The organism is Binatus sp. (SeqCode), assembly GCF_049584895.1.
Classification (GTDB): Bacteria; Desulfobacterota; Binatia; order Binatales; family Binataceae; genus Binatus.
Genome location: NZ_JBAUYR010000043.1, coordinates 1 through 25212, shown reverse-complemented (window position 1 = coordinate 25212; position 25212 = coordinate 1). Strand labels below are relative to the sequence as shown.

The 25212-nt window shown below is 60.7% G+C and carries 25 protein-coding genes; 5 read left to right on the top strand and 20 right to left on the bottom strand.

The annotated features are described in order from the left end of the window. Positions 1–3: 3 nt before the first annotated feature. The 15 genes from WB650_RS08835 to WB650_RS08765 all read right to left on the bottom strand — a co-directional run bounded on the left by WB650_RS08835 (position 4) and on the right by WB650_RS08765 (position 15561). Positions 4–1083, bottom strand: a complete 1080-nt coding sequence (locus WB650_RS08835; protein WP_422305887.1) for an ATP-binding protein — start codon at positions 1081–1083, stop codon at positions 4–6. A gap of 10 nt (positions 1084–1093) precedes the next feature. Next, complete coding sequence (gene tmk, locus WB650_RS08830; protein WP_422305885.1) at positions 1094–1735, bottom strand: dTMP kinase; 642 nt, start codon at positions 1733–1735, stop codon at positions 1094–1096. Between the two features lie 2 nt (positions 1736–1737). Further along, positions 1738–2577, bottom strand: a complete 840-nt coding sequence (locus WB650_RS08825; RefSeq protein WP_422305883.1) for a prepilin peptidase — start codon at positions 2575–2577, stop codon at positions 1738–1740. A 4-nt stretch (positions 2578–2581) separates the two neighbouring features. Further along, a complete protein-coding gene (locus tag WB650_RS08820; protein ID WP_422305905.1) occupies positions 2582–2953 on the bottom strand; it encodes a secondary thiamine-phosphate synthase enzyme YjbQ in 372 nt (123 codons plus the stop codon). Between the two features lie 52 nt (positions 2954–3005). Further along, positions 3006–4391 (bottom strand): M20/M25/M40 family metallo-hydrolase, encoded by a 1386-nt coding sequence (locus WB650_RS08815; protein WP_423960187.1) that lies wholly within the window; start codon positions 4389–4391, stop codon positions 3006–3008. A 110-nt stretch (positions 4392–4501) separates the two neighbouring features. Continuing rightward, a complete protein-coding gene (gene mutM / locus WB650_RS08810; RefSeq protein ID WP_422305880.1) occupies positions 4502–5335 on the bottom strand; it encodes a bifunctional DNA-formamidopyrimidine glycosylase/DNA-(apurinic or apyrimidinic site) lyase in 834 nt (277 codons plus the stop codon). Further along, the gene (gene rsmA, locus WB650_RS08805; protein ID WP_422305878.1) at positions 5328–6200 is read right to left on the bottom strand and encodes a 16S rRNA (adenine(1518)-N(6)/adenine(1519)-N(6))-dimethyltransferase RsmA; all 873 of its coding nucleotides are present in this window, start codon (positions 6198–6200) and stop codon (positions 5328–5330) included. The genes mutM and rsmA overlap by 8 nt, the downstream gene beginning before the upstream one ends. 10 nt (positions 6201–6210) lie before the next feature. Further along, positions 6211–7215 carry a tRNA (adenosine(37)-N6)-threonylcarbamoyltransferase complex transferase subunit TsaD gene (gene tsaD, locus WB650_RS08800; protein WP_422305876.1) on the bottom strand — a complete coding sequence of 335 codons (1005 nt, stop codon included), beginning with the start codon at positions 7213–7215 and terminating at the stop codon, positions 6211–6213. A 5-nt stretch (positions 7216–7220) separates the two neighbouring features. Continuing rightward, on the bottom strand, positions 7221–8147 hold the full coding sequence (locus WB650_RS08795; protein ID WP_423960184.1) for a tetratricopeptide repeat protein: 927 nt from the start codon (positions 8145–8147) through the stop codon (positions 7221–7223). A gap of 15 nt (positions 8148–8162) precedes the next feature. Then, positions 8163–10529 carry a penicillin-binding protein 1A gene (locus WB650_RS08790; RefSeq protein ID WP_422305872.1) on the bottom strand — a complete coding sequence of 789 codons (2367 nt, stop codon included), beginning with the start codon at positions 10527–10529 and terminating at the stop codon, positions 8163–8165. 18 nt (positions 10530–10547) lie between these two features. Next, positions 10548–12038, bottom strand: a complete 1491-nt coding sequence (locus WB650_RS08785) for a DegQ family serine endoprotease (RefSeq protein WP_422305870.1) — start codon at positions 12036–12038, stop codon at positions 10548–10550. A 25-nt stretch (positions 12039–12063) separates the two neighbouring features. Continuing rightward, on the bottom strand, positions 12064–12552 hold the full coding sequence (locus WB650_RS08780) for a DUF1844 domain-containing protein (protein ID WP_422305868.1): 489 nt from the start codon (positions 12550–12552) through the stop codon (positions 12064–12066). Positions 12553–12564: 12 nt separating this feature from the next. Beyond that, positions 12565–13425, bottom strand: a complete 861-nt coding sequence (gene htpX, locus WB650_RS08775; RefSeq protein ID WP_422305866.1) for a zinc metalloprotease HtpX — start codon at positions 13423–13425, stop codon at positions 12565–12567. 58 nt (positions 13426–13483) lie between these two features. After that, complete coding sequence (locus tag WB650_RS08770) at positions 13484–14515, bottom strand: glycosyltransferase family 9 protein (RefSeq protein WP_423960181.1); 1032 nt, start codon at positions 14513–14515, stop codon at positions 13484–13486. 440 nt (positions 14516–14955) lie between these two features. Next, complete coding sequence (locus WB650_RS08765; RefSeq protein ID WP_422305242.1) at positions 14956–15561, bottom strand: hypothetical protein; 606 nt, start codon at positions 15559–15561, stop codon at positions 14956–14958. Positions 15562–16076: 515 nt separating this feature from the next. On the opposite strand from WB650_RS08765, the gene WB650_RS08760 reads away from it, so the two are divergent. From WB650_RS08760 to bioB, 5 genes are all read left to right on the top strand, one after another. Next, positions 16077–16619: a hypothetical protein gene (locus tag WB650_RS08760; RefSeq protein WP_422305240.1), complete on the top strand. Its 543-nt coding sequence runs from the start codon at positions 16077–16079 to the stop codon at positions 16617–16619. Between the two features lie 366 nt (positions 16620–16985). After that, positions 16986–17921, top strand: coding sequence for a cysteine synthase A (cysK, locus tag WB650_RS08755; RefSeq protein ID WP_422305238.1), 936 nt, complete (start codon positions 16986–16988; stop codon positions 17919–17921). A 2-nt stretch (positions 17922–17923) separates the two neighbouring features. Then, on the top strand, positions 17924–18781 hold the full coding sequence (larE, locus tag WB650_RS08750) for an ATP-dependent sacrificial sulfur transferase LarE (RefSeq protein WP_422305236.1): 858 nt from the start codon (positions 17924–17926) through the stop codon (positions 18779–18781). A gap of 4 nt (positions 18782–18785) precedes the next feature. Next, entirely contained in the window at positions 18786–20444 is a 1659-nt protein-coding gene (locus WB650_RS08745) for a nitrilase-related carbon-nitrogen hydrolase (protein ID WP_422305234.1), read from the top strand. A gap of 90 nt (positions 20445–20534) precedes the next feature. Next, a complete protein-coding gene (gene bioB / locus WB650_RS08740) occupies positions 20535–21527 on the top strand; it encodes a biotin synthase BioB (protein ID WP_422305232.1) in 993 nt (330 codons plus the stop codon). A 142-nt stretch (positions 21528–21669) separates the two neighbouring features. Here bioB and ispD read toward each other — a convergent pair whose 3' ends face one another. The 5 genes from ispD to WB650_RS08715 form a co-directional block, all read right to left on the bottom strand. Continuing rightward, positions 21670–22407, bottom strand: a complete 738-nt coding sequence (gene ispD / locus WB650_RS08735; protein WP_422305230.1) for a 2-C-methyl-D-erythritol 4-phosphate cytidylyltransferase — start codon at positions 22405–22407, stop codon at positions 21670–21672. A gap of 74 nt (positions 22408–22481) precedes the next feature. Next, positions 22482–23315 (bottom strand): class I SAM-dependent methyltransferase, encoded by an 834-nt coding sequence (locus WB650_RS08730; protein WP_422305228.1) that lies wholly within the window; start codon positions 23313–23315, stop codon positions 22482–22484. A gap of 30 nt (positions 23316–23345) precedes the next feature. Beyond that, positions 23346–23840, bottom strand: a complete 495-nt coding sequence (locus WB650_RS08725) for a CarD family transcriptional regulator (protein WP_422305245.1) — start codon at positions 23838–23840, stop codon at positions 23346–23348. A 203-nt stretch (positions 23841–24043) separates the two neighbouring features. Next, positions 24044–24493: a ribosomal protein S18-alanine N-acetyltransferase gene (gene rimI, locus WB650_RS08720; protein ID WP_422303320.1), complete on the bottom strand. Its 450-nt coding sequence runs from the start codon at positions 24491–24493 to the stop codon at positions 24044–24046. A 62-nt stretch (positions 24494–24555) separates the two neighbouring features. Then, on the bottom strand, positions 24556–25212 hold a 657-nt coding region (locus tag WB650_RS08715), incomplete at its 5' end, for a hypothetical protein (protein WP_423960177.1).

The following is a 25212-nucleotide window of genomic DNA, read 5'->3' as shown; positions in this document are numbered from 1 at the left end:
TTTCTACTCACCCCGCATCGCATGACCGGCTATCGTCCACCAATTCTCCGCCTGCATCCGCGGATTGGCGTTCTCTCCAACCGCCGCGCTGGCTCGGACCGCAGCGTCGATACATTTCACGACCGCATCGACCGCCATGCTATCAGCCAGGCTCATCAGCTTCGACCGCGTCTCGGGCGGAAACGCGACGAAGTCAGTCTTGAGCAGTTTGTAGCATAGTATTTCCTCGAGCAGCCGTGCGAGCAGCTCGAAGTTGCCGGAAGCGGCGTCGCGATTGGCAAAAAACTCCTGCGCCAGCGATTGCGCACGGGCGAAGTCGATCGATTTTCCGTGGCTGAGAGCGTCGAGCAGCTCTTTCATCGGCGGCTCGTCGCCGTCGGCCAACGCGATCGCATTCGCAGCACTGCCTCGCGCGAGCAATGCAAGCGCACGCGCGTGAGCTTTGTCGATGACGCCATGCGCCGCGAGAATCGCCTCGATATCGGCGGGCTGCAGCGCCGGAAATCTGACGACGCGCATGCGTGATCGGACGGTGTCGAGCAGCGCGCGCTCGCTCGCCGACACCATGATGATAATCGCATGGCCGGGCGGTTCCTCGAGCGTCTTCAGCAGCGCGTTCTGCGCAGGCTCACCGAGCACCTCGGCGTCGTCGATAATCGCCATGCGAACTGGAGAGCGCGACGGCCGGACTCCGAGCCGAGCAATCAGGTCGCGGACCTGATCGATCAGAACTTCGGAACGGCCGACCGGCCGCGAGATATAAGTGAAATCCGGATGCACTCCCGTCGCGATTTGCACACATGCCGAACAGCAATCGCATCGCGGCGCGTCGGTGTCACCTGCGCGCGCGCGAGTGCGCTCGGTCTGCGGTGCGATTCTCACCGGGCAATGCGAGGTAGTACAGCAAAAATTCTCGCCGGGCGATCGCTCGCACATCATCGCGTGCACGAGGCTGGTTGCGACCAGCGCCTTGCCGACCCCGCGCGGACCCGCGAACAGGTAGGCGTGCGATGGACGGCTGTGCAATTCGGCCAGCAGCCGCGCCGCGATTTCGCGATGCCCCAGGATCGAAGTTATCGGCATGACGACTCAGTCATCGGCGCGCGAGCATCTCGTCCACAGCGCGGCGGATGTCGGCGGTGACGGCAGCAACTGGGCGGTCGGCGTCGATCACGACGACGCGCGACGGCTCGGCTTTTGCAATCGCGAGAAAACCGTCGCGCACCTTGCGATGAAATTCGGCGCGCTCGCCTTCGAAGCGGTCGGAGCCGCGGCCCGTGCCCTTCGCCCGCGCTCGAGTGCGTTCGAGCCCGGTCTCGACTTGCAGGTCGAGCACGATCGTGAGGTCGGGTGTCACATTATCCGTAGCGAGTCGATTCAACTCGCCCAGCAATTTGAGATCGAAGCCGCGGCCGTATCCCTGGTAGGCAGTGGTCGAATCGGAGTATCGATCGGATATCACAATCTCGCCTGCCGCCAGCGCGGGCCGCAGTTTCTCGCGTACGTGTTGCGCGCGGTCGGCGAGGACCAGCAGCAATTCCGATGCGACGTCGAGTGACACCGCGGGATCGAGAAAGATCGCGCGGATCGTTTCGCCAGCGCGCGTGCCGCCCGGCTCATGTGTGACCGTTACGGGACGGCCGTTCTTGCGCAGCGCGTCGCCGAGAATCGCGGCCTGCGTGGTCTTGCCGCTTCCCTCGACCCCTTCGAGCGTGATGAAAACGCCGGCTGCCATGGTTATCGGCTAAGATACCAGCGCGCGAGTTCCGGCTGAAACAGCGCGAACACGCCGGCGGCCAGTGCCAAATATGGCCCGAATGGAACTTCGGTTTTCAGAATCGAGACGTCCGCTTCCTCCGGATCGGTCGCGGGATCGCCGAGCGGACCGGGCGCACTCGAACCGCCGCCCGTGAGTGCGAACGCGATTCCGCCGATCGATCCGACTACCGAACCGAAAAACATCGTGAAGAAAACTCCCGGCCAGCCGAGAAATCCGCCCACCATTCCGAGCAGCCACACGTCGCCCAGGCCGACCCCCTCGCGCCCGCGCACCAGCTGGTAGAAATAGCCGGTGCCCCACAGGACGCCGCCGCCCACGAGGATTCCGATGAGCGAACTTTTCCAGCCGACGTCGGGCATCATCGTCGATGCCGCGATGAATCCCACGAGCGTGCCGGGCCAGGTGATGATGTTCGGAATCAGCCGCCAATCGTAGTCGATGATCGCGACGATCCACAGCGCGGCGCACAACACGAAGCGGGCGATCGCGTCGGGCAGTGGAAATGCGAAGTAGAGATAAAGCGCGACGAGTGCCAGTCCGAATTCGGCGAGAAAATGACGGAACGGAATCGGCGCGCCGCACATCACGCATCTACCGCGCAGTCCGAGGTAGGCGAGAATCGGGATGTTCGCCCACCACGGAATCGCGCGCTCGCAGCTCTCGCAATACGATCGCGGCGTGATGATCGACAGATCGCGCGGCAGCCGGTAGGCGACCATGCAGACGAAGCTGCCGACGCACGCGCCGAACACGAACGCAAATGCGCCGCCGATCCCGGTGGGCATATCGAGTGTCATCGAGTCACCGCCTCCCCTGCTTGACCGGACTGGTCGTCGCAACGCTCACAATAATTTTGCGCTCGCGCGGTCCGTCCAGTTCCACCAACATCACGCCCTGCCATTTGCCGAGAGCAAGCTTACCCTGGCGCATCGGAATATTTATCGAGGTCGAAAGCATCACCGACAGAATATGCGCCTGCGAGTTGCCTTCGCCATGCCTGTAACCGTTTTCGCGCGGCACGATACGTTCGAGTTGCGCGAGCATATCGGTAGTCACGTCGGGATCCCAGTTCTCGGAAACGATCACCGCGGCGGTCGTATGCGTGACGAATATGTTGCACAGCCCGCTGACCGCGCCAATTTCAGCCAGCGCATGGTTTACCTTTTCGGTGATATCGATCAGCTCGATGCGCGCCTTGGTCTTTATTTTTAGGTCGACTATGCAACTATTTTTGCGCGGCGCACAGGTCGATGGTCAAATCGTAAGTGGCCTTGATGCCGCGATTCAGATTGTCGACCGACAGGCGCTCGTCGTCGCCGTGGATGCGCGAAATTTCTCCTTCGCCGAGAATCACCGGGACGAATCCGTACGCCGGCACGCCTTTGTCGCGGATAACGCGCGAGTCAGTGCCGCCGGTCGTCATCCATGGCACCACGCGCGCATCTTTGAAATCGCTCGCAACGACACGTTTGATCGCGTCCCAGGCCTCGCCGGAAGTCGGTGACGGCGGTGCGTCATCGGGCCGTTGTATATAGTCAATCGTGAAGTCGCCGGGTCCCAGCAAATCGCGCAGACGCTTCATAAACGCGCCGGCGTCGGTGCCGGGCAGCAGACGGCAATCGAGTCCCGCTTCGGCGACAGTAGGCACAACATTCACCTTGACGCCCGAGTTCAACATCGTCAGCGAAATCGTGTCGCGTATGAGCGCCTGGATTTCGTAAGGGCTGAGGACGCCGGTCATCGCAGCCTCGGCGACATCAGGCTGATCGAGATGCGCGAGTTGGAACGACGCGGGACTTGGCTCGAGCGGCGCGATCGATTCCATCGCGTCGGCGAAAATCTTGGTGATTCGAATCGGCGGCGGTTTTTCCAGCAGTCGATGCAGCGCGTTGATCAGAATCAGATTCGGATTGTCAGGCTTCGGCACCGAGCCGTGTCCGCCCTTGCCTCGAACGGTGACGTGAAGCCAGTTCACGCGCTTCTCGGAGACCGCAACCGTGAACGTGATGCCTTTGAGTCCGAGCCAGTCGGGCGCGCCCTCGCCGCCTTCGTTGAACGCGAACGCGGGATCGATCGCGTCCCAATGATTTTTCACCATCCAGGTCGCGCCGTTCTCGCCGCCCGCTTCTTCGTCGGGATTCATCATCATTTCGACGCCGCGCCTCAGCGCGACGTGATTGCGCTTCAGCGCGAGCAGCGTCATCAGCGCCATGATCCCATGCGCCTTGTTATCAATCGAGCCGCGCGCCCATACGTAACCGTCCGCAATATCGGCGCTGAACGGCTTATGCGTCCAGTTGGCTCCCACAGCGGGCACGACGTCCGCGTGAGACATCAGCAGCAGCGGTTTCACGTCCGCGGGTCCCGGAATACGCGCGACCAGCGTCACCATTCCGGGCTTGCTTTCGAAGGTCTCAGTCGCGATTCCTTCTTTGTCGAGAATCGATTTGAGATACGCTATCGCGGAGGCAGTGTTGCTCGGCGGATTGGTCGTGTCGAAGCGAAGATAAGTGCGGAAGTAATCGAGCGCTTCGGAATTTACCTTGTTCCAGTCGATCGGCGGCGCTGTCTGAGCGAAAGATGAACCCGCGAGCGCGAGCAAGGCGACCACAACCGCTCCCAATATCGACTTAAATCTATGCGGTATTTTTCTTTGTCTCATTCTTGAGCGAAGCGAAGAATCCCGGTGCAATGCCAGCCCGTGCGCAATACTTTTGCATCTCAGCGCTGACATTTTGGACAAAAGAAACTCGCACGTTGTCCCACCACCACATTTTTGATCGGCGTCGAGCATGTGTAGCACGGTTCTCCCTCGCGACCGTATACGCGAAGGCGCGCGGCGAATCGCCCGGGCTGTCCACGCGAGTCGCGGTAGCTGCGAAAAGTGGTGCCGTTGTTGCCGATAGCGGCGCGCAGGATGATCGGCGTGGCCGCCGTTATTTTTCCGATCTCGCTTCGCGTCACGCGGCCGGCGTGCCGCGTCGGCCGCACGCCCGCCTGAAATAAAATCTCGGACGCGTAGATATTGCCGATACCCGCGACGATTCGTTGATCCATAATAAGGTTCTTGATCGCCGCGGTCCGGCCGCGGGCCTTCGCTGCAAGGTAATCCGCATTAAATTCCCGCGACAGCGGCTCGGGACCGAGACCTATCAGCTCGGCCGTGGAAGCCAACGCGGCGCGCTCGACCAGCCGGACCATGCCGAAACGCCGCGGATCGTTGTAAACCAGGCGCGACGCGTCGTCGAGTGCAAATTCGAGATGGTCGTGGCGCGGATCGAAATCGTCGGCGTCAAAGCCTTCGTGCCGATGGGTCAAGCTGCCGGACATCCCGAGATGCACGAGGACCACGTGCTCGCCGTCGAACTCAATGATCAGATATTTCGCGCGGCGCGACAGTTTAACAATTCGTCGGCCGATGATGGAGCTGCTGAAATCTGCGGTGGCGCGACGGCGCAGAGGTTTCTCGCCGATTCGAACGCTCACGATTGTTCTGCCGACCGCGGTGCGAACCAGTATTCGGCGCAGCGATTCGACTTCCGGCAGTTCAGGCATCGTCCAATTCAGTTCGCATCGCCTGCGCGAGCTTCAGAAAGTCCGGCACGCCGAGCGTCTCGGCGCGCGTGCCTGGATCGATCGTCGCACGTTCGAGCGCGCGCACGGTTTGCGTGGCGTCGATTCCCAGCGCATGGCTGAGAGCGTTGCGAATGGTTTTGCGCGGCGCAGAGAACGAGGCGCGCACGGTCTCGAGCACGTCGCGTTCTTCATCGTTACGAAACAGCCGCTTTGCATGAGGTGCGAATGCGAGAACTTCAGCATCCACCTTGGGACGCGGATAGAAGCTGCCGGCGGCGACGGTGAAATGCAGATCGATCTTCCAGTAGAGCGCGGTGAACACGCTGAGCGCGCCGTACGCGTCGTCGCCGGGAGTCGCACGGATTCGCAGCGCGACTTCGCGCTGGAACATGAGGACCATTCTCGAAATCATGCGCGAGTTGTCGCTCAGCTTGCGCAGGATTGCAGCCGCGACATTGAACGGAAGATTGCCGATTACCTTTACCGGCGAAGCGCCAGCGAGTTCTGCGAAATCGATCGCGAGGAAGTCGGCGTTGATGACGTCGACGTCCGCGAAGCGCTCATGAAGCCGCGCCGCGAGACGCGAATCAAGTTCCACCAGCGTCAGTGAACGTCGTGGCCTCCTCGCGATTTTCTCTGTAAGGATACCGAGCCCAGGACCTATCTCGACTATCGAATCCGGTTCGCAAAGCTTCGCCGCAGCGACGATTCGATCCGCGACTGCGCCGCTCGTCAGGAAATTCTGGCCGCGAGATTTGGCCGGCCGCACGCCGGCACGAGCGAGCGCCGGTGCGGGGCGCGAGGCGGTTTCGTCGATGCTGCGGGATTTTCGTGCGGTTGCCATCGGCACTGGATCAAAGTGCCAGATTGGCTTCCGCGTCGATGCTTAGCAAGTCGCGCTCGCCGCGCAACAAACGGTAGCTGCCTGCGAGCGCGATCATCGCCGCATTGTCGGTGCAATATTTCAGCGCGGGTGCTACAAGGCGGCGCCCATCGGCAGCCGCTGCCTCCGCCAGCTTGTCGCGCAATCTTGAATTCGCCGCGACTCCCCCCGTCAGCGCGATCGTATCTGCACCCAGTTCGCGCGCGGCTGCGATTGTCGGCTTCACCAGCATCTCGACGACGGCTTCCTGAAAACTCGCCGCGAGATCCTCGGGACGTTCCGCGCGGCCGTTCTCAGTGGCTAGTATCGTTGCGACCGCGGTTTTCACGCCGCTGAAACTGAAATCCATCGGCGCGCCTTTGACGTGAGCGCGCGGGATTTTCACGCTCTTTCGATTTCCGCGCCGCGACATCTCGTCGATTGCGCGGCCGCCCGGATAGCCGAGCCCCATCAGCTTGGCGACTTTGTCGAACGCCTCGCCGGCCGCGTCGTCGCGCGTGCGCCCGATGCGCCGATAACACCCGAAATCCTCGACCGCGAACAGCGCAGTGTGCCCGCCCGAAACAACCAGTGCCAGGTACGGCATCGCGATTCGATTTTCCAGCAACGGAGCCAGCAGATGCCCCTCGATATGATTCACACCGACCATCGCGACGCCGCCCGCCTGCGCCAGACCCTTCGCGAACATCAGGCCGACGAGCAGCGACCCGACTAATCCCGGGCCGCGCGTGACTGCGATTCCTTCGACGTCCGCGAGTCTGCTTCCGGCGGCGTCAAGCGCGCGCTCGATGACCGGCGCGATCGTGACGACATGATTGCGCGAGGCGAGTTCCGGCACGATACCGCCGTAAGCGCGATGGATGTCGTCCTGGTTCGCGACGGTGCTCGAACGAATTTCGACGATGCCGGGTGCCGTGGTTTCGATCACCGCGGCGGCTGCGTCGTCGCATGAAGATTCAATTCCGAGTACCAGCATCGCGCTCAGTCTGCCGGAGAGGGCGCGGACGCTGGGGGAGGGGCGGGTGCTTCGTCGGGAGGCGACGCAGCTTCGGGTTCGTTTTCGTTGGGCGCGGACTGATCCGCATCTGCGGCTGGCGCCGACGCGCTCGCGGAGGCAGGCATGAACGCCGACAGCCGCGTGACTCCCACGCGCGCCGTCAAGTTTCCCGGACTTGCGGCGAGCGCCTTCTGATAAGCTGCGACCGCATCGGCGGATTTGCCCGCCTGCTCGAGGCACACACCCTCGAACGCGTACGTCTCGCCGAGCCACACGGAATTCGACGCGACTCCTATCTCCGCCCGCTTGAAGAAGGTCAGCGCCTGCCCATAATCCTTGCGCGCAATGTACGCGCGGCCCAGATAAAAGTAGGCGTACGAGTTGCTCGGGTCGATCGAGATCGCATGCGCCAACTCGCGAATCGCGTCGTCAGTATGCCCCTGCTCGAGCTCGACGCGCTGTTGTTCGGTGATTCTCAGTGACGCGGCGCGCGCGGGTGTTGGCGCGCTAGTGATCAGTGGCGCGAGGGTAGAGTCGCTGATTTGCGGCGTCGTCGCGATCGAGCCGACGTCGATCGCGGGCGCTATTTCGGCCGGCGTGTCCGGTGGCGCCGGTACCGTTGGCGGCGCCGGGTTAGATATAGGCATTGTACTCCCAGCGGGCGCAGCTTTCCCCGCAGGTACCGCGAGCCACTCGCCGGAATCAGAATTTGTGTCGGGGATTGCGTCGGCGGCGGGCGATGCGGCCGCGCCGGGACTCGTTGCGGCGGCGGGACTCGGCGCCGCCAGATCCTGCGCCGGAATCGATTCTTCCTGCAGCTCCGCCAGGACTATCGGACGGCTCTCCGCGATCGCCGCGGTCGCCCCAATCGGCAGCGTCGACAGAAAAATTGCAAAAGCAAATTGACTCAATCGCATCATTGCGACCTAGTCGTTGGGGTCGGCTACCGGATTCGGCTCCTCGGGCACCTTGTGGTCCACGGCCGTCAACGACGTCGGAGAAGTATGATACGGGCAGTCCTGAGTTGGCGCCATCCCCTGCGGATACACACCCATCATCGTTATCGGGCAATAGGGCGTCGCCTTGTAGCCGGTAGTGGGATCGACTTTTTCCTCGACGATTCCCGGCGGCGCAGTGAAATCGAGCGCCGGTCGCGACGCGGTCGCCGCCTTCATGAAAGCGGTCCACGCCGGCAGCGACGCTTGCGCGCCGGTGAGGCCTAGCTCTTCTTTTTGATCGAAGCCCGTCCAAACCACCGTCAGAAGATTCGGCGTGAAGCCCGCGAACCACGCATCCTTCGCGTCGTTGGTGGTGCCCGTCTTGCCTGCTGCCGGCCGCGTGAAACCCATCGTGCGCGCGGCCGCGCCGGTCCCGTGATTGATCACATTTTCGAGCATGAACTGCATCATGTATGCGAGCTGGGGCGAGATAACCTGTTCGGCCGCGAGTTCATGGCCTTCGATCACCTTATTGTTTTCATCGACCACGGCGGTGACTGCGTACGGCTGAATTTCCATGCCGTCGTTCGCGATCACGGCGTAGGCGCGCGCGACCTGCATCGGTGATACTTCGATTCCGCCGAGCACTATCGACGGGTACGCAGGCAAATCGCCAAAGCCAAGCTTCGCCGCCATCGCGCGGATTCGATCCAGTCCGACGCTGTTCGCCAGCCGCGCGGTCGCGGAGTTGAGCGACTCGCCGAGCGCAAACTCGAGCGTAACGTGACCGAAGAATCGGTCGCGATAGTTATTCGGCGTCCAGCTCATGTCGCCGTACTGCCAGGTGAACGGCGCATCCTCGATATAGGTAGTCGGCAGAAACTTCTCCGGGCCTCCCGAGAGCGTCTCGTCGAAAGCCGCCAAGTATGTCACCGGCTTGAAGACCGAACCGGGCTGACGTTTGGACTGAGTAACGCGATTGAACTGGCTCGAGCGATAGTCGCGTCCGCCCGCCATCGTGCGAATCTTTCCACTCTGCGGCTCGAGCGCGACCAAACACGACTCGAGGCGATCCTTCAACTCGCGGCGCGCGAGCTTCGGATGCTTGGCTTCCAGGTCGGCGAGATTGTGCGTGATTGCCGCCTCCGCGAGTTTTTCCATGTGCACGTCGAGCGAGGTGAAGATGCGTAAACCCTCGCCATTCAGCACTTGCGCAGGATATCGCTCCGCCAGCTCCTTCTTGACGTAGTCGACGAAGTAGGGCGCGTCGTTGCCCTCGGCATAAACTTCGCGCGCATGCAGCGGCTCGCTGATGGCGGCGTCATATGCGCTCTTGTCGATGTACCCATCCTCGAGCATCGAGGCCAGCACCTCGTCGCGTCGCGGGCGCGCAGCTTCCGGATGGTGCAACGGGTTGAGCCGATTCGGCGAACTAATCAGCCCGGCGATAGTAGCCATTTCACCAATAGTCAGATCGCGCGGCTCTTTCGAGAAGTAGTACTCACTCGCTTCCCAGACACCGTATATACCTTCCTGCCCGCGCTGGCCCAGGTATATATCGTTAATATAGTTCTCGAGGATTTCATCCTTCGAGTAATCGCGCTCCGCGATGTACGCCATCATCGCTTCCTTGAGCTTGCGCTTGTAGCTTCGCTCGCGGGTCAGGAAGAAGTTCTTCATCAGCTGCTGCGTGAGAGTCGATCCGCCCTGGCGCACGTGCCCCGAATGGAAATCGATGTACGCAGCCTTGATCGTGCGGACGATGTCGACCCCGTGATGCTCGTAGAAACGATGGTCTTCGGCGGCCAGGATCGCATTGATCATCGTCGGCGGTATCTGGCTGAGACGCACCAGCCGGCGCTGTTCCCATTCACCTTCGAAGATGCCGCTGATCAGTTCCGGTTCGAGCTCGATCGAGAAGATCGGTTTATGCGTGACCGGATCGCTCATCGAGTCGATCGTATCTCCCTTGAGATTCAACTCGACGAATTCGCCCCCGAAGTTGCCGTACGGATACGCAAAGCTGTGCAGGAAGATGTCGAGTTTGCCGCGTTTCTTGTCAAAGCTGTATTCGCCGCGAGTCGAAACCTTGCCGGAATCGACCGGATGGTAATTCAGGCGCGCGAGCCGTTCGAAGAAACCCAGGTCCTGCAAGTCCTGCCCCGGGTATATAAGGATGGAGTCTGAAAAAATGCGCGACGGGATGTTCCATCGCTTGCCCGAAAAGCGCGCGACGACTTCGTTTTCGAGCTGATGGTAGTAGCTGAAGAACAGCCACAGAGTCGGCGGCACGGCGAACAAGATCAGCGCGCCAACGCCGATTAGCGCGAATTTCAGCAGTCGTTTTGGGGACATCGGAAATGCGTCCCCGGCTCAGGCCTCCGGTTTGACGGGTACATAGATCGTGTTGTCCCCGCGCTTGATCAGCAGCAGGACGCTCTTGCCTTTCTCGCTGGTCTTGACCGCGTTCTGGTACGAGTCGACGCTGGTGACGGCCTTGCGATTGACCTCGATTATCACGTCGCGAGCGCGTAGTCCCGCTTCATCGGCGCGGCTGCCTGGTTGAACCGACGCAATCACGACGCCGCCGGGCGCATCGAGACCGAGTTCCTTGGCGAGGTCGGGGCTCAGGTCCTTGACGTGAAGGCCGAACGGCGAGACCGCACCGAGATCGGGCTTTTCCGATTTTTCCTCAGCCGCCACGATTTCAGGCTCGCGTGACTGCGTGATCGTGACCGGCAGATCGATCGTCTGCTTGTCGCGAATCACTTTCAGAATGCCTTTATGCCCAAGGTCGGTGCGGCCGACCAGCAACGGCAATTCGCGCGAGTCGTCGACCGGCTGATTGTCGAATGCGACGATCACGTCGCCGCGCTTGACTCCCGCCGCCTGCGCCGGGCCATTCGGCAGTACGTTGGCAACCAGCGCGCCGCGCGAGTCCGCCAGTCCTAGCGACTCCGCCAACTCAGGCGTCACCTTCTGGATGTACACGCCGAGCCATCCGCGGACGACTTTGCCCGAGCTCTTCAGTTGCGGCAGTTCTTCCTTGACCAGGTCGATCGGAACCGCAAAGCCGATTCCCATGCTCGCGCCGGTGTGCGTATAGATCGCGCAATTGACGCCGATCACGTTGCCACGCAAGTCGATCAGCGGCCCGCCGGAGTTGCCAGGATTGATCGACGCGTCGGTCTGGATGAAGTCCTCGTAGTTGCCGGGGATGAAGCGTCCCTTCGCGCTGACGATTCCGGCCGTCACCGAATGATCGAAGCCGAACGGGTTGCCGATCGCCATCACCCATTCGCCGACTTTCAAATCCTCGGAATTGCCGAGTGGCGCGACTGCCAGGTCGTGCTTCGCGTCGATTTTCAGCAGCGCGATGTCACTCTTGTCGTCATGGCCGATAATCTTCGCGATGTAGTTGCGGCCGTCCTGCGTCGTCACCGTGACTTTGCCCGGGCTGTCGACCACGTGCTCGTTAGTCAGGACGTAGCCGTCCTTGGTAATGATGAAGCCGGAGCCGAGCGCCTTGGCGTGCGGCGCGCCGCCGAACTCCTCCAACGGACCGTGCGAATGCGGAGAATCTTCGGGTGGCGGCTCAGCACCTTCCGCCGCCGGCTCGTCGGCCTCGTCGGTCGAGATGTTCACCACCGCGGGGCTGAGCTTTGCAGCAAGGTCGACGAAGTCCGGCATCGTCTGCGCCTTGGGCGCGTGCGCCGGATCGACCAGCTCGGTCCAGAAGTGCGCGGGCGCTGGCGGCGCCGAATCCGCGGCACGAGCCTGCATCCGTGAGGTACTCAGGGTGAGAGTCGCCACAAAAATCGCGACGCCCGTGAAGGCCATGGGTCGAAACAACTTATTCGTCATGTGTGATTAATACGAAGACCGCCGCTCAACGGTTCGGCTGTCTCGCCAATTCAACGTACTTCATTTGCAGACTGGAAAGAATCTCTTCGAGCATCGCTCGTTCCTGAGGGTCGAGGTTTCCCCGCGTCTTGTCGCGCAACATCGCGATTATATCGATCATCTGCTGCGCCAGGACCAGGTCGTGCGACACCTTGCCGCTCATCGGGTCGGGCACTTCGCCGAGCGCCGCCAGCGCCTGCTCGGACAGGCTCCACAAAAATGCGGCGAAGGTCAGCTCGGGCGGCGGCTCATTCGATTGACGACTCGATTCAGATTGGCGGCTCGATTCAGAACGCGCCTCAGAGGCCGCGGGCTTGGATGCCGTCTCTGCTCCCGATGCGGCAGGCTTGGATTTTATATCCGGCGATTCGCTGTGCTCCGGCGGAGCCTCGCTGCCTTCCTTGGTCTCGCCTTCCGCCGAAAAACGCCGGCGGTCCTGAACTTTGAATCCGCGTTTATCTTCTTGCTCTTCCATTGATTGCCACCGTCAGCCTTGCGCGACCTGTCCCGACGACGCCATCTGCTCGAGCCTATGGATTCGCTCCTCGATCGGCGGATGGGTCGAGAACAGCCGCGAGATTCCCGCCGCGCTCAGCGGGTTCACGATAAACATGTGAGCCGTCGCCGGGCTGGCGTCCAGCGGCATCCGCTCGTTGGCAGCCTCGAGTTTGCGCAGCGCGCTGGCGAGATACAGAGGATTATGCGTGAGCTTGGCGCCGCTGGCGTCGGCCTGGTACTCGCGCGTGCGCGAAATCGCGAGCTGAATGAGAGTCGCCGCAATCGGCGCGAGGACGCCCGCGATCAGCAGTCCCGCGATGCCGCCTTCTTCGTCGTCGCGATTGCCAAGTCCGAAAATCGCGCCCCATCGAATCATCGTCCCGATCATCATAACGGCGCCCGCGAGCGTCGCCGCGATCGAGCTGGTCAGAATATCGTGGTTGGTGACGTGCGAGAGTTCATGCCCGATGACGCCCTTCAACTCTTCGCGCGTGCAGATTCGCATGATACCCCGCGTCACGGCGACGGCGGCATGATGCACGTTGCGGCCGGTCGCGAACGCGTTAGGCGTGTCGGAATCGATCATGTACAGGCGCGGCATCGGGATTCCCGCCGAATGCGCCAGCTCGTTGACGATTGAATAGAGCTCGGGCGCCGACGACGCGTCGAGTTCCTGCGCGCCGTACGCCTTCAGCACGATCTTGTCGGAGAACCAGTAGCTGAAGAAGTTCATCACGGCGGCGATCACAAAAAAGATCACAACGCCGTGCCTGCCTCCAATCAGGCCGCCGATTACCATCAACAGCCCCGTCATCAACCCCAGCAGCAGCGTCGTCTTGAGGAAGCTCATAGCCCTCCACGCTCGCAAGGTAAGGAAGTTGTCCGACGAATCACAGGTCTCCAGTCTATTATCTTTGACGTTGCGCCACAAATTTCGATATAGCGCTGGCAACTTCGCCGACCTCGATGGAATCGATGGGCTCGCGCCTGAGAACGCAGATCTGCGAACCTCTGGGACGCCATCGCACAGGATCAGTCGGCCCGAAAATCACGACGCCCGGCGCGCCAACCGCCGCCGCAAGATGCGACACCCCCGAATCATTGCCGACGAACGCCGACGCCAGCCGCGCGACAGCCGCAACCGTCGGCAAATCGAGATCTTTCAGCACCGGAACGCCAGCCTCGCGAAAAACCGGCTCCATCGAACTCTCAGCCGGCCCCAACACGATCACGCACCGACCCCCTCCGCCATTCGGTCGCGCCCCTGTGTCATTCAGACCAGCTCCCCCTCTTGTGTCATTCAGAGCGGAGTCTGCGCAGCGAAGAATCTCGGATCTTTTTGCCAGTTTCACCGCCAACGCCGCGAACTTCTCCGCCGCCCAATTCTTCCCAGGGCTCCCGCTGCCAGGAAAAATCACGATAAAATCCGAACTGTCGCAATTAGATTCCGCCAGTACGCGCGCGCCCGCCGCCAAATCATCCGGCGTCGGCTCAAGCCGCGCATCCATCTGCGGATCGCCCCCGCCGATCGCCTTCAAATAACCCGCCGATACATGCCCCTCGCCCCCCGGCCGGAACGGATGAAACGAAACCTCGCCATCGGTAGCCGCCGCCAGCCGCTCGCGAAACCGCAAATCATCGGAAGCAAAAAACGAATAGACCCGATCGAACTCGCCAAAGAACCGCCGCGCCCCGCCCGCCGCCCCATCAGCAAACAATTCGGAGACCTCGCGCGCATCAATAGAATGCCCACGCACCACGACACTCCTCCCCGCCACCAGCCGCGCCAACTCCAACCGCGCCATCAGCTCCACGGATGCCCCCGGATACCGCCGCGAAATCGCCCCCAGCGCCGGCATCAAGCACATCAAATCCCCAAGCGCCCCGGGAAAAATAACCAGCACCCGCCGAATAGAACCCGCACTCTTCTCACCGCTCATCATCGGAATGACAGGCTAGCAGGGGTGACCCCTGCACCCAGTATTAAAAGAGAGTTGGCTCGTAGGGCGAGATGGGGCGTTTTTGTGTCATTCTAGAGCGAAGCGAAGAATCCCGGATCTTCTCTCTGTTCTCTGGATTCCATCCCCTCTCCCGCAGGGAGAGGATTGAAGGTGAGGGACCTTACTCAGCGCGCGCCTCGCGCGCGATTCAAGATTCTGCTTCTGTATCTTTACCCGCCGCCAGTCATCTTTGTGTCATCCCGACCGAAGCCGAGGGACCCCGGTTCCTGCCTCGCCCGTCGTGGGGAGAGGCCGCGCCTCCGGCGCGGGTGAGGGACGATTATTTCAAGATTGTCTGCCGCGCCGCATACTGTCCTTAAGCCAACTCGCAAGACGAATCTGTTTGCGTGACTATGGCCAAATTGTGTGCCTGAACGAGTTTAGTTTGGTTTCCGCTTAGCGCTTTTTTCGCGGTACTTCTGCTTCGCGTGAAGGCGTCGCTTCTCCTTCTTATCCGCTTGTTTTCGATAAGTGCTGCTCGCGATAAGGTTTGCGCATCGATGCCCGCAATAGATTTGAGAGCGCCGCTCCGCGAAAAAGATTTGCGCACAAGCTTCGTTTGCACAGCTCTTCACACGTAACGCAACGGCTTCGCTAAGATCATCGACGGCGACTTGCACTACAGCGTCCGTCAAGCTGGCATCGTGATACGAAAGGGCATTGTCGGAGGGTAGCTGACTAGCATCAAACACTAACTCTCCGTTTCCATAGCGATATCTGAACGAGCCTCTTTCAGCCACCTGGGTCAATAGTTCGCGCACGGTCGCTATTGTCGATAGTAATGTCAGCGGATCGCGTTCAGCCCGATTCAGTTCTTTTTCGACTCTGTCATCGTCCGGTTCAACTCGAAGGTACCGGCGGAGATCGAATAGCAAATTGACTAGGTCGCCAGGCCGGCCATTTGAGAGCGTGTCTTTGGTCGATTTGCTGAATGAAAGGAGCCACCTAATCGACTCCTCAAGCTCCATAGGCTCAATCGTGTTCACTCGTCGGTCTCCAAAACCAAAATAGGTTCAAATTCTCTTAGCGGACTCAAAAACACATCCAATATGTAACAATGTGGTCAGTATTTATTCTTGTTATCATATTGACTGTAATATTCGAGATGGTCAAGAATCGCGGAGAGGTAAAGAACCATGCTGAACGGACCTTTTTGCATTTCTGGATTTCAGTTTTCGTGGCTTCTGGCAGAGCCCGGAGCATACGTCCTGTCGCGTGACGGGAGATCCGCTCACTATGTGGGGCGAGCGGAAAGAGACTTAGGCGAGAGGCTAAGAAGCTCTGCGAAGGAAGGGAACTACACTCACTTCTGGTACGAATGCGCTAGCAGTGCCACGGCCGCTTACCGGCTCGAATGTCGCTTTTATCATGAGTACAGTCCGTCCGATAATCTGATTCACCCATCATCACCGAACGGGATCCTACTTTTTTGCGAAATCTGCCCGCTCCGGTTGGCACACTTACGGTAAAAGAAGGCGCACCGCACCGGAATGAGTGACCAATGCTGAATTCAATCCTAGATAGTCAGTTGCTCTCAGCGCTCGTCGGTGGGCTTTTGAGCGGACTTCTGACTTTCATCGCTACATGGTGGACGCTCAAGAAAGGTTTCACGAACCAAATCAAAGTCCTCGAAGACGACCTGCACGAAAAACAGCGAGGCGCGGGATGGGCTCTAATCGCGGAGATGTCTGAGAACCTCGCTCGCTTGCAGACTCTTTCGAGTCTCGCCAAGGAGAACGCTCCAGTCGCAAATTTGGTTCAGAATCTAAAACTCAATAGATACGTCTTCGATAGGCAGTTGCCTTTGATCTCCTTGCGTCTCGGTCTCGAGGATTTGAGGGTTGTGACCGCAGCGTATGCGGGCGTGTCCAATCTTTTCGGAATCCTTCAAGGCAAATGGCACTGGGCAGCAAACGATTCTCCGCCGAGCGAGCAAGATGCCAAGTCGATCGTTTACGCGGCCGATGACTACGAGAAAGCACTTCGAACTATTGGGAAAATCATTCTCGCGCCAGAAGAATTACGAACGTCGGGGCTCGAGTAAGCGTCGGTAGCAGGCCTATCGATGCGTGCATAAATCCTCGGCAGACGCACAATGACGTGCGTCGGGCCATCTCATGTTCCCGGGCGAGGCGAAGAAGGAGTCGGGATTCTTCGCTTCGCTCTAAAATGACACGAGGATGAAACGCAGACGGTAAGATACGCGGAGGCGGGATCTTGAATCGCGCGCGAAGCGCGCGCTGCAATTGGACCCTCACCTTCGATCCTCTCCCTCGCAGGGTCGCAGGGAGAGGGGAAGAAATTCGCGCTCGTGTGCTGGACGCGGGAAGCGCCGATCAGATTTAGCCTGTAGCGGATTCACACTTCCCTACATTCCAACCATCGCTACTTTCTGGATACAATCGGGGGCATGCCTATCAGTGTTGCGCGGTCGCCGCTTGAACTCATCGGGAATACTCCCGTTGTTCGGCTTAATCGCATTCCCGGCAAAGACGATGCCGAGATTTGGGCGAAGCTCGAGAATTTCAATCCTGGTGGGAGCGTCAAGGATCGGATTTGTCTCGCGATGATCGAGGCGGCGGAGAAGGCCGGGAAGTTGAAGCCTGGGGATACTATCGTCGAGCCTACCTCCGGCAACACTGGGATTGGGTTGGCGCTGGTCGCTGCCGTCAAGGGTTACAAGCTCATTCTCACGATGCCCGATACTATGAGCGAGGAGCGGCGTTCCTTACTCGTCGCGTACGGGGCGAAGCTGGTGCTGACGCCAGATACGCGCGGGATGCATGGCGCGATCGCGAAGGCCGAGGAGCTGTGCCGCGAGAATCCCGGCTACTTCATGCCGCAGCAGTTCAGCAACAGCGCCAATCCCGACATCCACTATCGATGCACCGGGCCCGAGTTGCTCCAACAGTTCAAGCGTATCGACGCGTTCGTCGCCGGCGTCGGCACCGGCGGGACGATCACGGGCGCGGGGCACTATCTGCGCGAGCATCTCGATAACAAAGTGCTGATCGTCGCGGTCGAGCCGAAGAACTCACAGGTGCTGTCGGGCGGCGAGCCGGGCTTTCACAAAATACAGGGAATCGGCGCGGGCTTCGTGCCGAGCAACCTCGACACAAAAGTTTATGATGAGATAATTCCCGTCAGTGACGAGGATGCGACCCTGTTCTCGCGGCGGCTCGCGCGCGAGGAAGGCCTGCTGGTCGGTATCTCGTCGGGCGCGCATTGCTGTGCCGCGTTGCAGGTAGCGCGGCGGCTCGGCAAGGGTAATATCGTGGTCGTGGTTTTCTGCGATACCGGTGAGCGCTATCTGACGACCGATCTGTTCCAGGCCGAAGGAATCTAGAATTGGACACGACTCTGACCGCGAAGCTCGATCGGATGCGCGCGACATTTGCCCCGATGCGCAGCGTGATCGTGGCGTTTTCCGGCGGCGTCGATTCCACCTTCGTGCTGAAGGTTGCGCATGAAACGCTCGGCGAATCGGTGCTCGCGCTCACGACAACCTCGCCGACGATGCCTGACGAGGATCGCGACTCGGCGCTTTCAATGGCGCAACTAATCGGCGCGCGTCACCTGATTGTCGAATCCAACGAGCTCGAGATTCCCGGCTACTCGGCGAATCCGCTTAACCGATGCTACCTGTGCAAGCACAACTTGTTCACGGTGTGCGAGGCGAAGGCAGCCGAACTTGGTATCGACGAGATTGTCGACGGCCTAAATCTCGACGACCTGCACGACTACCGCCCCGGGATGCAGGCCGCCACTGAAAAATGCGTGCGGCATCCGCTGGTCGAGGCCGAGATGACCAAGGCCGACGTGCGCGAGCTGTCGCGCTCGATGGGTTTGCCGACGTGGGATCGGCCCGCATCGCCGTGCCTGTCGTCGCGGTTTCCGTACGGGACCGAGATAACGCCTGACGGGCTCCGGCAAGTTGCGGCGGGCGAGAAGCTGCTTCATTCGATGGGCTTTGCGATTGCGCGCGTGCGGTACCATGGCGAGGTCGCGCGGCTCGAGCTCGAGCAAAGCGAGATGGCGCGCGTGTTCGAGCCAGCCATCCGCGAAACTATCGATCGCGAATTCAAAAAAATCGGCTTTCGATTCGTCGCGATCGATCTGAAGGGCTTTCGATCGGGCTCGCTCAATGAAGGCCTGGTTGCGAACGCAGTAACGCCGGCGACTCCTCCGCCGCGCAATCAAGTCTGACAGTATGGCGGACCGCCCAATCGTCGGTTCGTCACGGTCGGGTGTGCCTCGCGCATCGATTTTTGGATCGAGCACTCCGCGCGAACCGACAGGCGTTCTGGTAACTGCTGCGGTGGCCGCGGTCGCTACTGCTCTACTCTTCGCGCTTGGGGGAACGGATCCGAGGATGTGGGCGTGTGCGCTGTTCGCGCCCATGCCGATGCTCGCGATGGCGCCGGAGCTGCGCATCGAAACCGCGGCGGAGCTGGCGTTCGCGGCCTTTCTGATCGGCAACCTGGGCGCGTGGGGTGGCGAGAGCTTCGCGGTGCCGCTGGTGACGATGCTCGCGTCGCACGTGGCGGGTGCAGCGTTTTTTGCACTCTTCGTGGTGTGCGCGGCCGAGGCGACGCGGCGATGGTCCGGGTGGCTGGCGGCGCTGGTGTTCCCGACCTTCGAAGTCGCTTTCTATTACACGCTCTCGCTGAAATCTCCGCACGGCACCTGGGGCAGCCCGGCGTATTCGCAAGTCGATTTTCTGCCGCTGCTGCAGACTGCGTCGTGGATCGGGCTGTGCGGCGTGATGTTCATCATGTCGCTGTTGCCGTCGGGACTGGCGGTCGCGTGGTATCGGCGTCGATGGAACATGGGCGAGTGGACGCGTCCCGCGACGATAGCGATCGGCGTTTTCGCAGTCGCGATTTTGTTTGGCGTGATTCGCGTGTTCCTGACGCCCAGGACTCCGTCGGTGCGAGTCGCGATGATCGCCAGCGAGAGCCTGATACCGGAGTCCGAATCGAGCGACCCGACCGACGCCGCCGATATCATGGCGGTGTACGCAAAAATGGTGAAGCAGGCGGCGGGCGCCGGCGCGCAAATCGTGGTGATGCCAGAAGAAATTATCGGAGTCGCGCCGAACTACGAATGGGACGTGGTGCTCGGACTCGAGCGAGTCGCGCAGATGTCGCACGTGTGGATAGTGGTGGGCCTCAACCAGATTGGGCGGTCGCCGAAAAGAAATATCGCGGTCGTGTTCGATCCTGACGGGAAGATCGTCGCGACCTACGCCAAGCATCATCTGATCCCGAGTCTCGAATGGGACTACAAGGCGGGATCGAAGCCCGCGATTTTCGATGCTCCATGGGGACGCACCGCGGTTCTGATTTCGCAGGACCTGGATTTTCCGGATACCGCGCGCCAGCTTGCGGCGGACGATGTGCGCGTGGTGGTCGCGCCGGCGTCGGATTGGCAGGGATCCGAAGTGATCCATCAGCGGATGTCGGTGGTGCGCGGCGTCGAATCGGGATTCTCGCTCGCTCGCGCGGCGCGCGGCGGGATGCTCTCGGCGAACGATTCTCGCGGCCGGCTGATCGCGTCGCGCGAGCCGGTGCACGGCGAAGACACGATGGCATTCGGCAACCTGCCGATCGGCACCGGCCGCACGCTGTATTCGCGGACTGACGACTGGTTCGGGCGGCTGTGCGTGATATTCGCAGTCCTGCTGATGCTGCGACTGGCGGTGGGCGTCCTGGCTTCGGCGCAGACGCGGCGACGCGGTGCCGCAAAGCGGATCAAGCGTCCTGAGGGAGTTGTCTCGGTTGAGATAAACGGGCCGGCGCAGGAAGTCGAAAAACCTGAAGAGCCCGATCCGGAGATCTACCGGCCTCCTCCGCGCCCGCGCGAATAGACGTCGCGCGCTTGATCCTTCTGCGGGAAACCTCTAAATCTGCGGCGCGTGTCTGTTTCTTCTATCCCTGAAAAAGAAAGGAAATCGGTGATGTTGAAGTTTGGGGAAATCGATCTCGATCGGATGGTCGAGGAAGTTCTGGCCGGAAAAGAAATCGCACGCGAGACGGCCGCGGCAATCCTGAATTGTCCCGACGAGCGGCTGCCAGATTTGCTCGCGGCGACGCGGACCGTGCGCGAGGCCGCATTCGGCCGCCGCGTGAAGATTTGCATGCTGCGCAACGCGCAGAGCGGCATCTGTCCCGAGGATTGCTCGTACTGCTCGCAATCAAAAATCTCGAAGGCGGAAATTCCCGTCTACAAGATGCAGAGCGTCGCCAAATTGATCGAGGGTGCGCGAATCGCGGTCGAGAGCGGCGCGCGCCGATACTGCATGGTCTGCAGCATGCGCGGGCCGGCGCGGAATGACGTCGAACATCTCGGCGAAGCATGCGACCGAATCCGCGCCGAGCTGCCGGGGCTCGAGCTGTGCCTGTCGATCGGCTTGATGAATCGCGAGCAGGCGGACGAACTCAAGATGGCGGGTGCGGGATGGATAAATCACAACCTCAATACCAGCCGGCGTTTCTATCCGGAAATATGCACGACGCATACCTACGACGATCGGGTCGAGACGATCGAGAACGTGCGCGCGGCGGGGCTGTCGACGTGCTCGGGCGGAATAATCGGGATGGGCGAGACGGAAGACGATATTATCGATCTCGCGTACTCGACGCGGCGCCTCGCGATCGATTCGGTGCCGCTGAATTTTCTGCATCCGATAAAGGGCACGCCGCTCGAAGCGCAGCGCGCGCTCACGCCCGAGAAATGTCTCAAGGCGGCGTGCCTCTTCCGTCTGCTGAATCCACGCAGTGAGGTTCGCGCGGCAGGCGGGCGCGAATTAAACGTCGGCGCGCGGCAGGCGGATTTGTTCAACGCGGTGAATTCGATTTTCGTCAACGGCTACCTGACCACTGCGGGATGGGACTGGTCGCAAACCCGCGAACTGATCGAAAGGGCAGGGTATGAGCCAGAGCCGGTGTAAGCGGATTGTAGTGGACGCAGCGACTCAGAACCGGAACCGGCTTACGCGAAGCTGTCCGGAGGCCGGAAGCCAGTTCCTGCCGCTCGCGTCGCTCGCTTCGTCAGGATGACACGAAAAGTGAGCGCCTCACGTTGGCGCGAACTCATTTGCGGGCGGCTATGATTGCTTCGACGATTGCCAGATCTGAAGGGGTCGTGATCTTGATGTTCTCGGTTGGGGCCTCTACGACCTCGACGCGCGCGCCGGCGCGCTCGACCAGGTCGGCGTCGTCGGTTGCGGTGATTTTCTCGACGACTGCGCGCTGATGGGCCGCTATCAGCAGGTCGCGGCGAAATGCTTGCGGAGTTTGCGCCTGCCATAATCCCGCTCGCGCGACCGTCGCATTGATCGCTCCGTCGGCGACGCGCTTCAAGGTGTCAGCTACTGGTATTGCTGCGATCGCGCCGCCGATGCGTGTTGCGGCGATAATGCATGCCTCGAAGATCGCGGGCGTCGAGAGCGGGCGGGCCGCGTCGTGAACGATCACAATCTCGCTCTCGGCGCTGGTGAGTTCCAGCGCGATTCGAACTGAGTCCTGGCGCTCGATTCCACCTGGCGCAATCTTGACCGGCACGCCAAGCCCGGCCGCTGCGACTTCGGCGCGCGCTGCATTTTCGAATCCCGCGGGAACCGTTATCACGACCTCGTCAATCGAGCTCACTTGTCGGACTGTGACGAGCGAATAGGAGAGCATCGTCCGGCCGCCAATCTTCACGAACGCTTTGGGCACCGACGACCCGAGCCGCACGCCGCTGCCTGCCCCGACTATGATGGCCGAGGCTTTCAATTCGACGCCGCTTGCGGTGCCGACGGTGCACCCGCGGGCGGAACGCCACCGCATCGAGCAGCGGGAAGAATCGCGAGCACAAGGAAAACACCGCCCAGCAAAAGTATTCGCCTCGGCAGATTCTCAGGCTAGGGTTTGGTTGCGACTGCGATGATGCGGCCGCCGTGCGCAGGATTTTCGCGTGGGGTGTCGTCAGCTCGGCGGCGCGCGATAAGGCTTTCGAGATCGCGCTTGATCTCTTCGCGCGCGGAGACCTGTAAATCCTCGGGCAGATGCCCGAGAAAATTGCCGAACGAACTGGCCTCGGCGAAATCCAGTGCGCCCTCGGCGGTCCATTGCCCGCGCATCGAGGCGCTCACGCGCGTTTCGAGCAGAGCGACCTCGAAGCCGTTCTCCAGCAGCAGTTTCCCGATTCCTTCCTCGCTGAGGCGATACTGGCTCGCCTGCGCTTCGGGATATTTGTTGTAAGGTTCGCGCGCGAGCACTCGATCCCTGATCACGTTGAGCCATCTGCGGGCTGCGGGAGGCGCGGTGGTGATGCCCAACCGGCCGCCCAGTTTCAGCGCGCGGAGTATCGCGCGAAGCGGCGCCGACTTCTCGGGCAGCCAGTGAAAGACCGCGTTCATATACACGACGTCGAAACTGTCGGGGGCAAATTCGCCGAGGTCGTTGGCGTTGCCGACCTTGAAGCTCAGATTGGGCGCGCTGCGCTTTTTCGCGATCTCAATTCGAAGTGGCAGCGGATCGATCCCGACTATCGAACCGGTGGGACCGACCAGGCTCGCCGCATACTCGGCGAGCATCCCGGTCCCGCATCCGATGTCGAGCACCGTCTGACCCGGGGCGAGCGCCAACTCCCGGAGCAGTTCCTTGCCGCCACGGAACTGCCGATCCGCGCTGATCCGCTCATAACGTTGTGCGAGATCCTCGGTATCGAGGTTCAGACTGACGCCGCCCGGCATTTCAATTCACACTTGCGGGCTGAACGCGGGCTAGTTGGCGAAGATCGTCTTCAGCTCTTCCATTATTTTTTCTTCTGGATGAGCTTTGGCGATCGACAATTCCTTAACGAGCAAGGAGCGCGCCGTGTCGAGCATCTTGCGCTCACCGAACGATAACTCCTTGTCGCTCTTGAGCACCAGCAGATCGCGGAGCACCTTTGCGATTTCGAGCGGAGAACCAGTCTTGATTTTTTCCGTGTATTCGCGGTAACGGCGATTCCAGGTTTGCGTATCGACCTCGACCTTGCGCTGACGGAGAATACGGTAGATTTTTTCCACCATATCTTTGCCGATCACCCGTCGCAGACCGACCGACTCGACGTTTTCCGTCGGAATCATGATGGTCATCTTTTCGGTGCCCAGGATCCGCAGCATGTAAAAACGCCTTTCGGTCCCGGAAATGACGCGCATCTGGATGTCTTCGATGACGGCAACCCCATGGGCGGGGTAAACCACCTTTTCACCCTTCTTGAACGGCAGACTCATCGTAATATTGGCATTCGAGAGCAGGCCATAGATTTCGGACACGGGTTGATGACCGCGCAGTCACGGGTTCATCACCGATCCGATCAGCCTTGAATGAATTCCAGTATGACACAAAATTAGCAAATTTGTAACCCCAGTCTCAAAAAGAAACTGAAGGTTTCCGTGCCGAATAGAACAATGTTCGGTGCAGAAGGCCGAATTAGTCAGCCGAGACGTAGTTCCATGATGATCGCGTCTTCGCCGGGACCATAGTAATGCCGTCTCAAACGACGTTCTTCAAACTCAAACTTGCGGTAAAGCTGTCTCGCAGCCAGATTCGACCGGCGAACTTCCAGCGTAACCACATTAGTTCCGGTCGACTTTGCCTCGTTTATTGATTCTGACATCAATACACTGGCTATCCCGAGCCGGCGCGACTCCGGATGGACCGCGATGTTCAGGATATGGCATTCGTCAGCAATCAGCCATCGACAGAGAAAGCCAGCGGTCGCACCAGTGCCGTTTTCCGGAATCGCCAGCACGATCCGCGAGAAGGGGAGCGTCAGTTCGCGCTCGAATGAGGCCAGCGTCCAGGGAGCCGGAAATGCGAGCCGTTCGATCTCGATGATCCGAGGCAGGTCGCGACCTGTGGCGTTCCGAATGTGGATCGCCATCTAAGCCAAACTCAACTACACGTCGGCGTCGCGACTATCGCCGGTTAAGATCGCAAGGCTTTTCAAGCGGCGCGCTGAAATTGGGCCGCATCCGCCTTAAAAACGATAACCTCGAGCACTTTGTCGCGCATCCGATGCTTGAACGCACCGACCGGCTTGCCGAACTCGATTCGCGTCGTGAAGTCGGCCGGAAACGACGACGAGACGTAGGAAAGGCGGCGGATCGTTTCGCCGCGCACGCTGGCGCTGATCGCGATCACGTTGTCACCGAGCATGATGTTGTAATCGTAGTCCGGCATCTCGTCGGGCAGATTCCAGAGCCGCTTGAGCGAGGACGGCGGCAACTGACGCGGCATCTCGAGCCGCACCAGGTACGCGTTCGAATATTCGGCGACCGTATACACGGTTCCGTAGCGGCGGTCGCGCTCGGTTTTGTCTTCATGCATGGTGCCCTCGAAACCATCGAAGGCGACCTTGCGCTCTGTCCGACGGCCCTTGCCACCCGCACGCACCAGAATCGATCCCAGGGGCGCAAGCGCAAGGCCGTACCAGCATCCCCGATATGTCAACTCGCTGGCTGGCTTGGCGTGAATCACGCCCTCGCGCAGGCGCCACGCGGCCTCGCCCGCGGCAATCAATACGCCGAGCATGATCCATCCGCCGGTGCTTTGCGAAAAAAGCCGGTCGCCGCGCACAGCGACCGCGAACGCCGTCAGCAG

Excerpts from the sequence above, each read along its gene's own strand:
- WB650_RS08835 (WP_422305887.1), bottom strand. The coding sequence starts at position 1,083 with ATGCCGATAACTTCGATCCTGGGGCATCGCGAAATCGCGGCGCGGCTG.
- tmk (WP_422305885.1), bottom strand. The coding sequence starts at position 1,735 with ATGGCAGCCGGCGTTTTCATCACGCTCGAAGGGGTCGAGGGAAGCGGC.
- WB650_RS08825 (WP_422305883.1), bottom strand. The coding sequence starts at position 2,577 with ATGACACTCGATATGCCCACCGGGATCGGCGGCGCATTTGCGTTCGTG.
- mutM (WP_422305880.1), bottom strand. The coding sequence starts at position 5,335 with ATGCCTGAACTGCCGGAAGTCGAATCGCTGCGCCGAATACTGGTTCGC.
- rsmA (WP_422305878.1), bottom strand. The coding sequence starts at position 6,200 with ATGGCAACCGCACGAAAATCCCGCAGCATCGACGAAACCGCCTCGCGC.
- tsaD (WP_422305876.1), bottom strand. The coding sequence starts at position 7,215 with ATGCTGGTACTCGGAATTGAATCTTCATGCGACGACGCAGCCGCCGCG.
- WB650_RS08790 (WP_422305872.1), bottom strand. The coding sequence starts at position 10,529 with ATGTCCCCAAAACGACTGCTGAAATTCGCGCTAATCGGCGTTGGCGCG.
- WB650_RS08785 (WP_422305870.1), bottom strand. The coding sequence starts at position 12,038 with ATGACGAATAAGTTGTTTCGACCCATGGCCTTCACGGGCGTCGCGATT.
- WB650_RS08780 (WP_422305868.1), bottom strand. The coding sequence starts at position 12,552 with ATGGAAGAGCAAGAAGATAAACGCGGATTCAAAGTTCAGGACCGCCGG.
- htpX (WP_422305866.1), bottom strand. The coding sequence starts at position 13,425 with ATGAGCTTCCTCAAGACGACGCTGCTGCTGGGGTTGATGACGGGGCTG.
- WB650_RS08770 (WP_423960181.1), bottom strand. The coding sequence starts at position 14,515 with ATGAGCGGTGAGAAGAGTGCGGGTTCTATTCGGCGGGTGCTGGTTATT.
- WB650_RS08760 (WP_422305240.1), top strand. The coding sequence starts at position 16,077 with ATGCTGAATTCAATCCTAGATAGTCAGTTGCTCTCAGCGCTCGTCGGT.
- cysK (WP_422305238.1), top strand. The coding sequence starts at position 16,986 with ATGCCTATCAGTGTTGCGCGGTCGCCGCTTGAACTCATCGGGAATACT.
- WB650_RS08745 (WP_422305234.1), top strand. The coding sequence starts at position 18,786 with ATGGCGGACCGCCCAATCGTCGGTTCGTCACGGTCGGGTGTGCCTCGC.
- bioB (WP_422305232.1), top strand. The coding sequence starts at position 20,535 with ATGTTGAAGTTTGGGGAAATCGATCTCGATCGGATGGTCGAGGAAGTT.
- ispD (WP_422305230.1), bottom strand. The coding sequence starts at position 22,407 with ATGCGGTGGCGTTCCGCCCGCGGGTGCACCGTCGGCACCGCAAGCGGC.
- WB650_RS08730 (WP_422305228.1), bottom strand. The coding sequence starts at position 23,315 with ATGCCGGGCGGCGTCAGTCTGAACCTCGATACCGAGGATCTCGCACAA.
- WB650_RS08725 (WP_422305245.1), bottom strand. The coding sequence starts at position 23,840 with ATGAGTCTGCCGTTCAAGAAGGGTGAAAAGGTGGTTTACCCCGCCCAT.
- rimI (WP_422303320.1), bottom strand. The coding sequence starts at position 24,493 with ATGGCGATCCACATTCGGAACGCCACAGGTCGCGACCTGCCTCGGATC.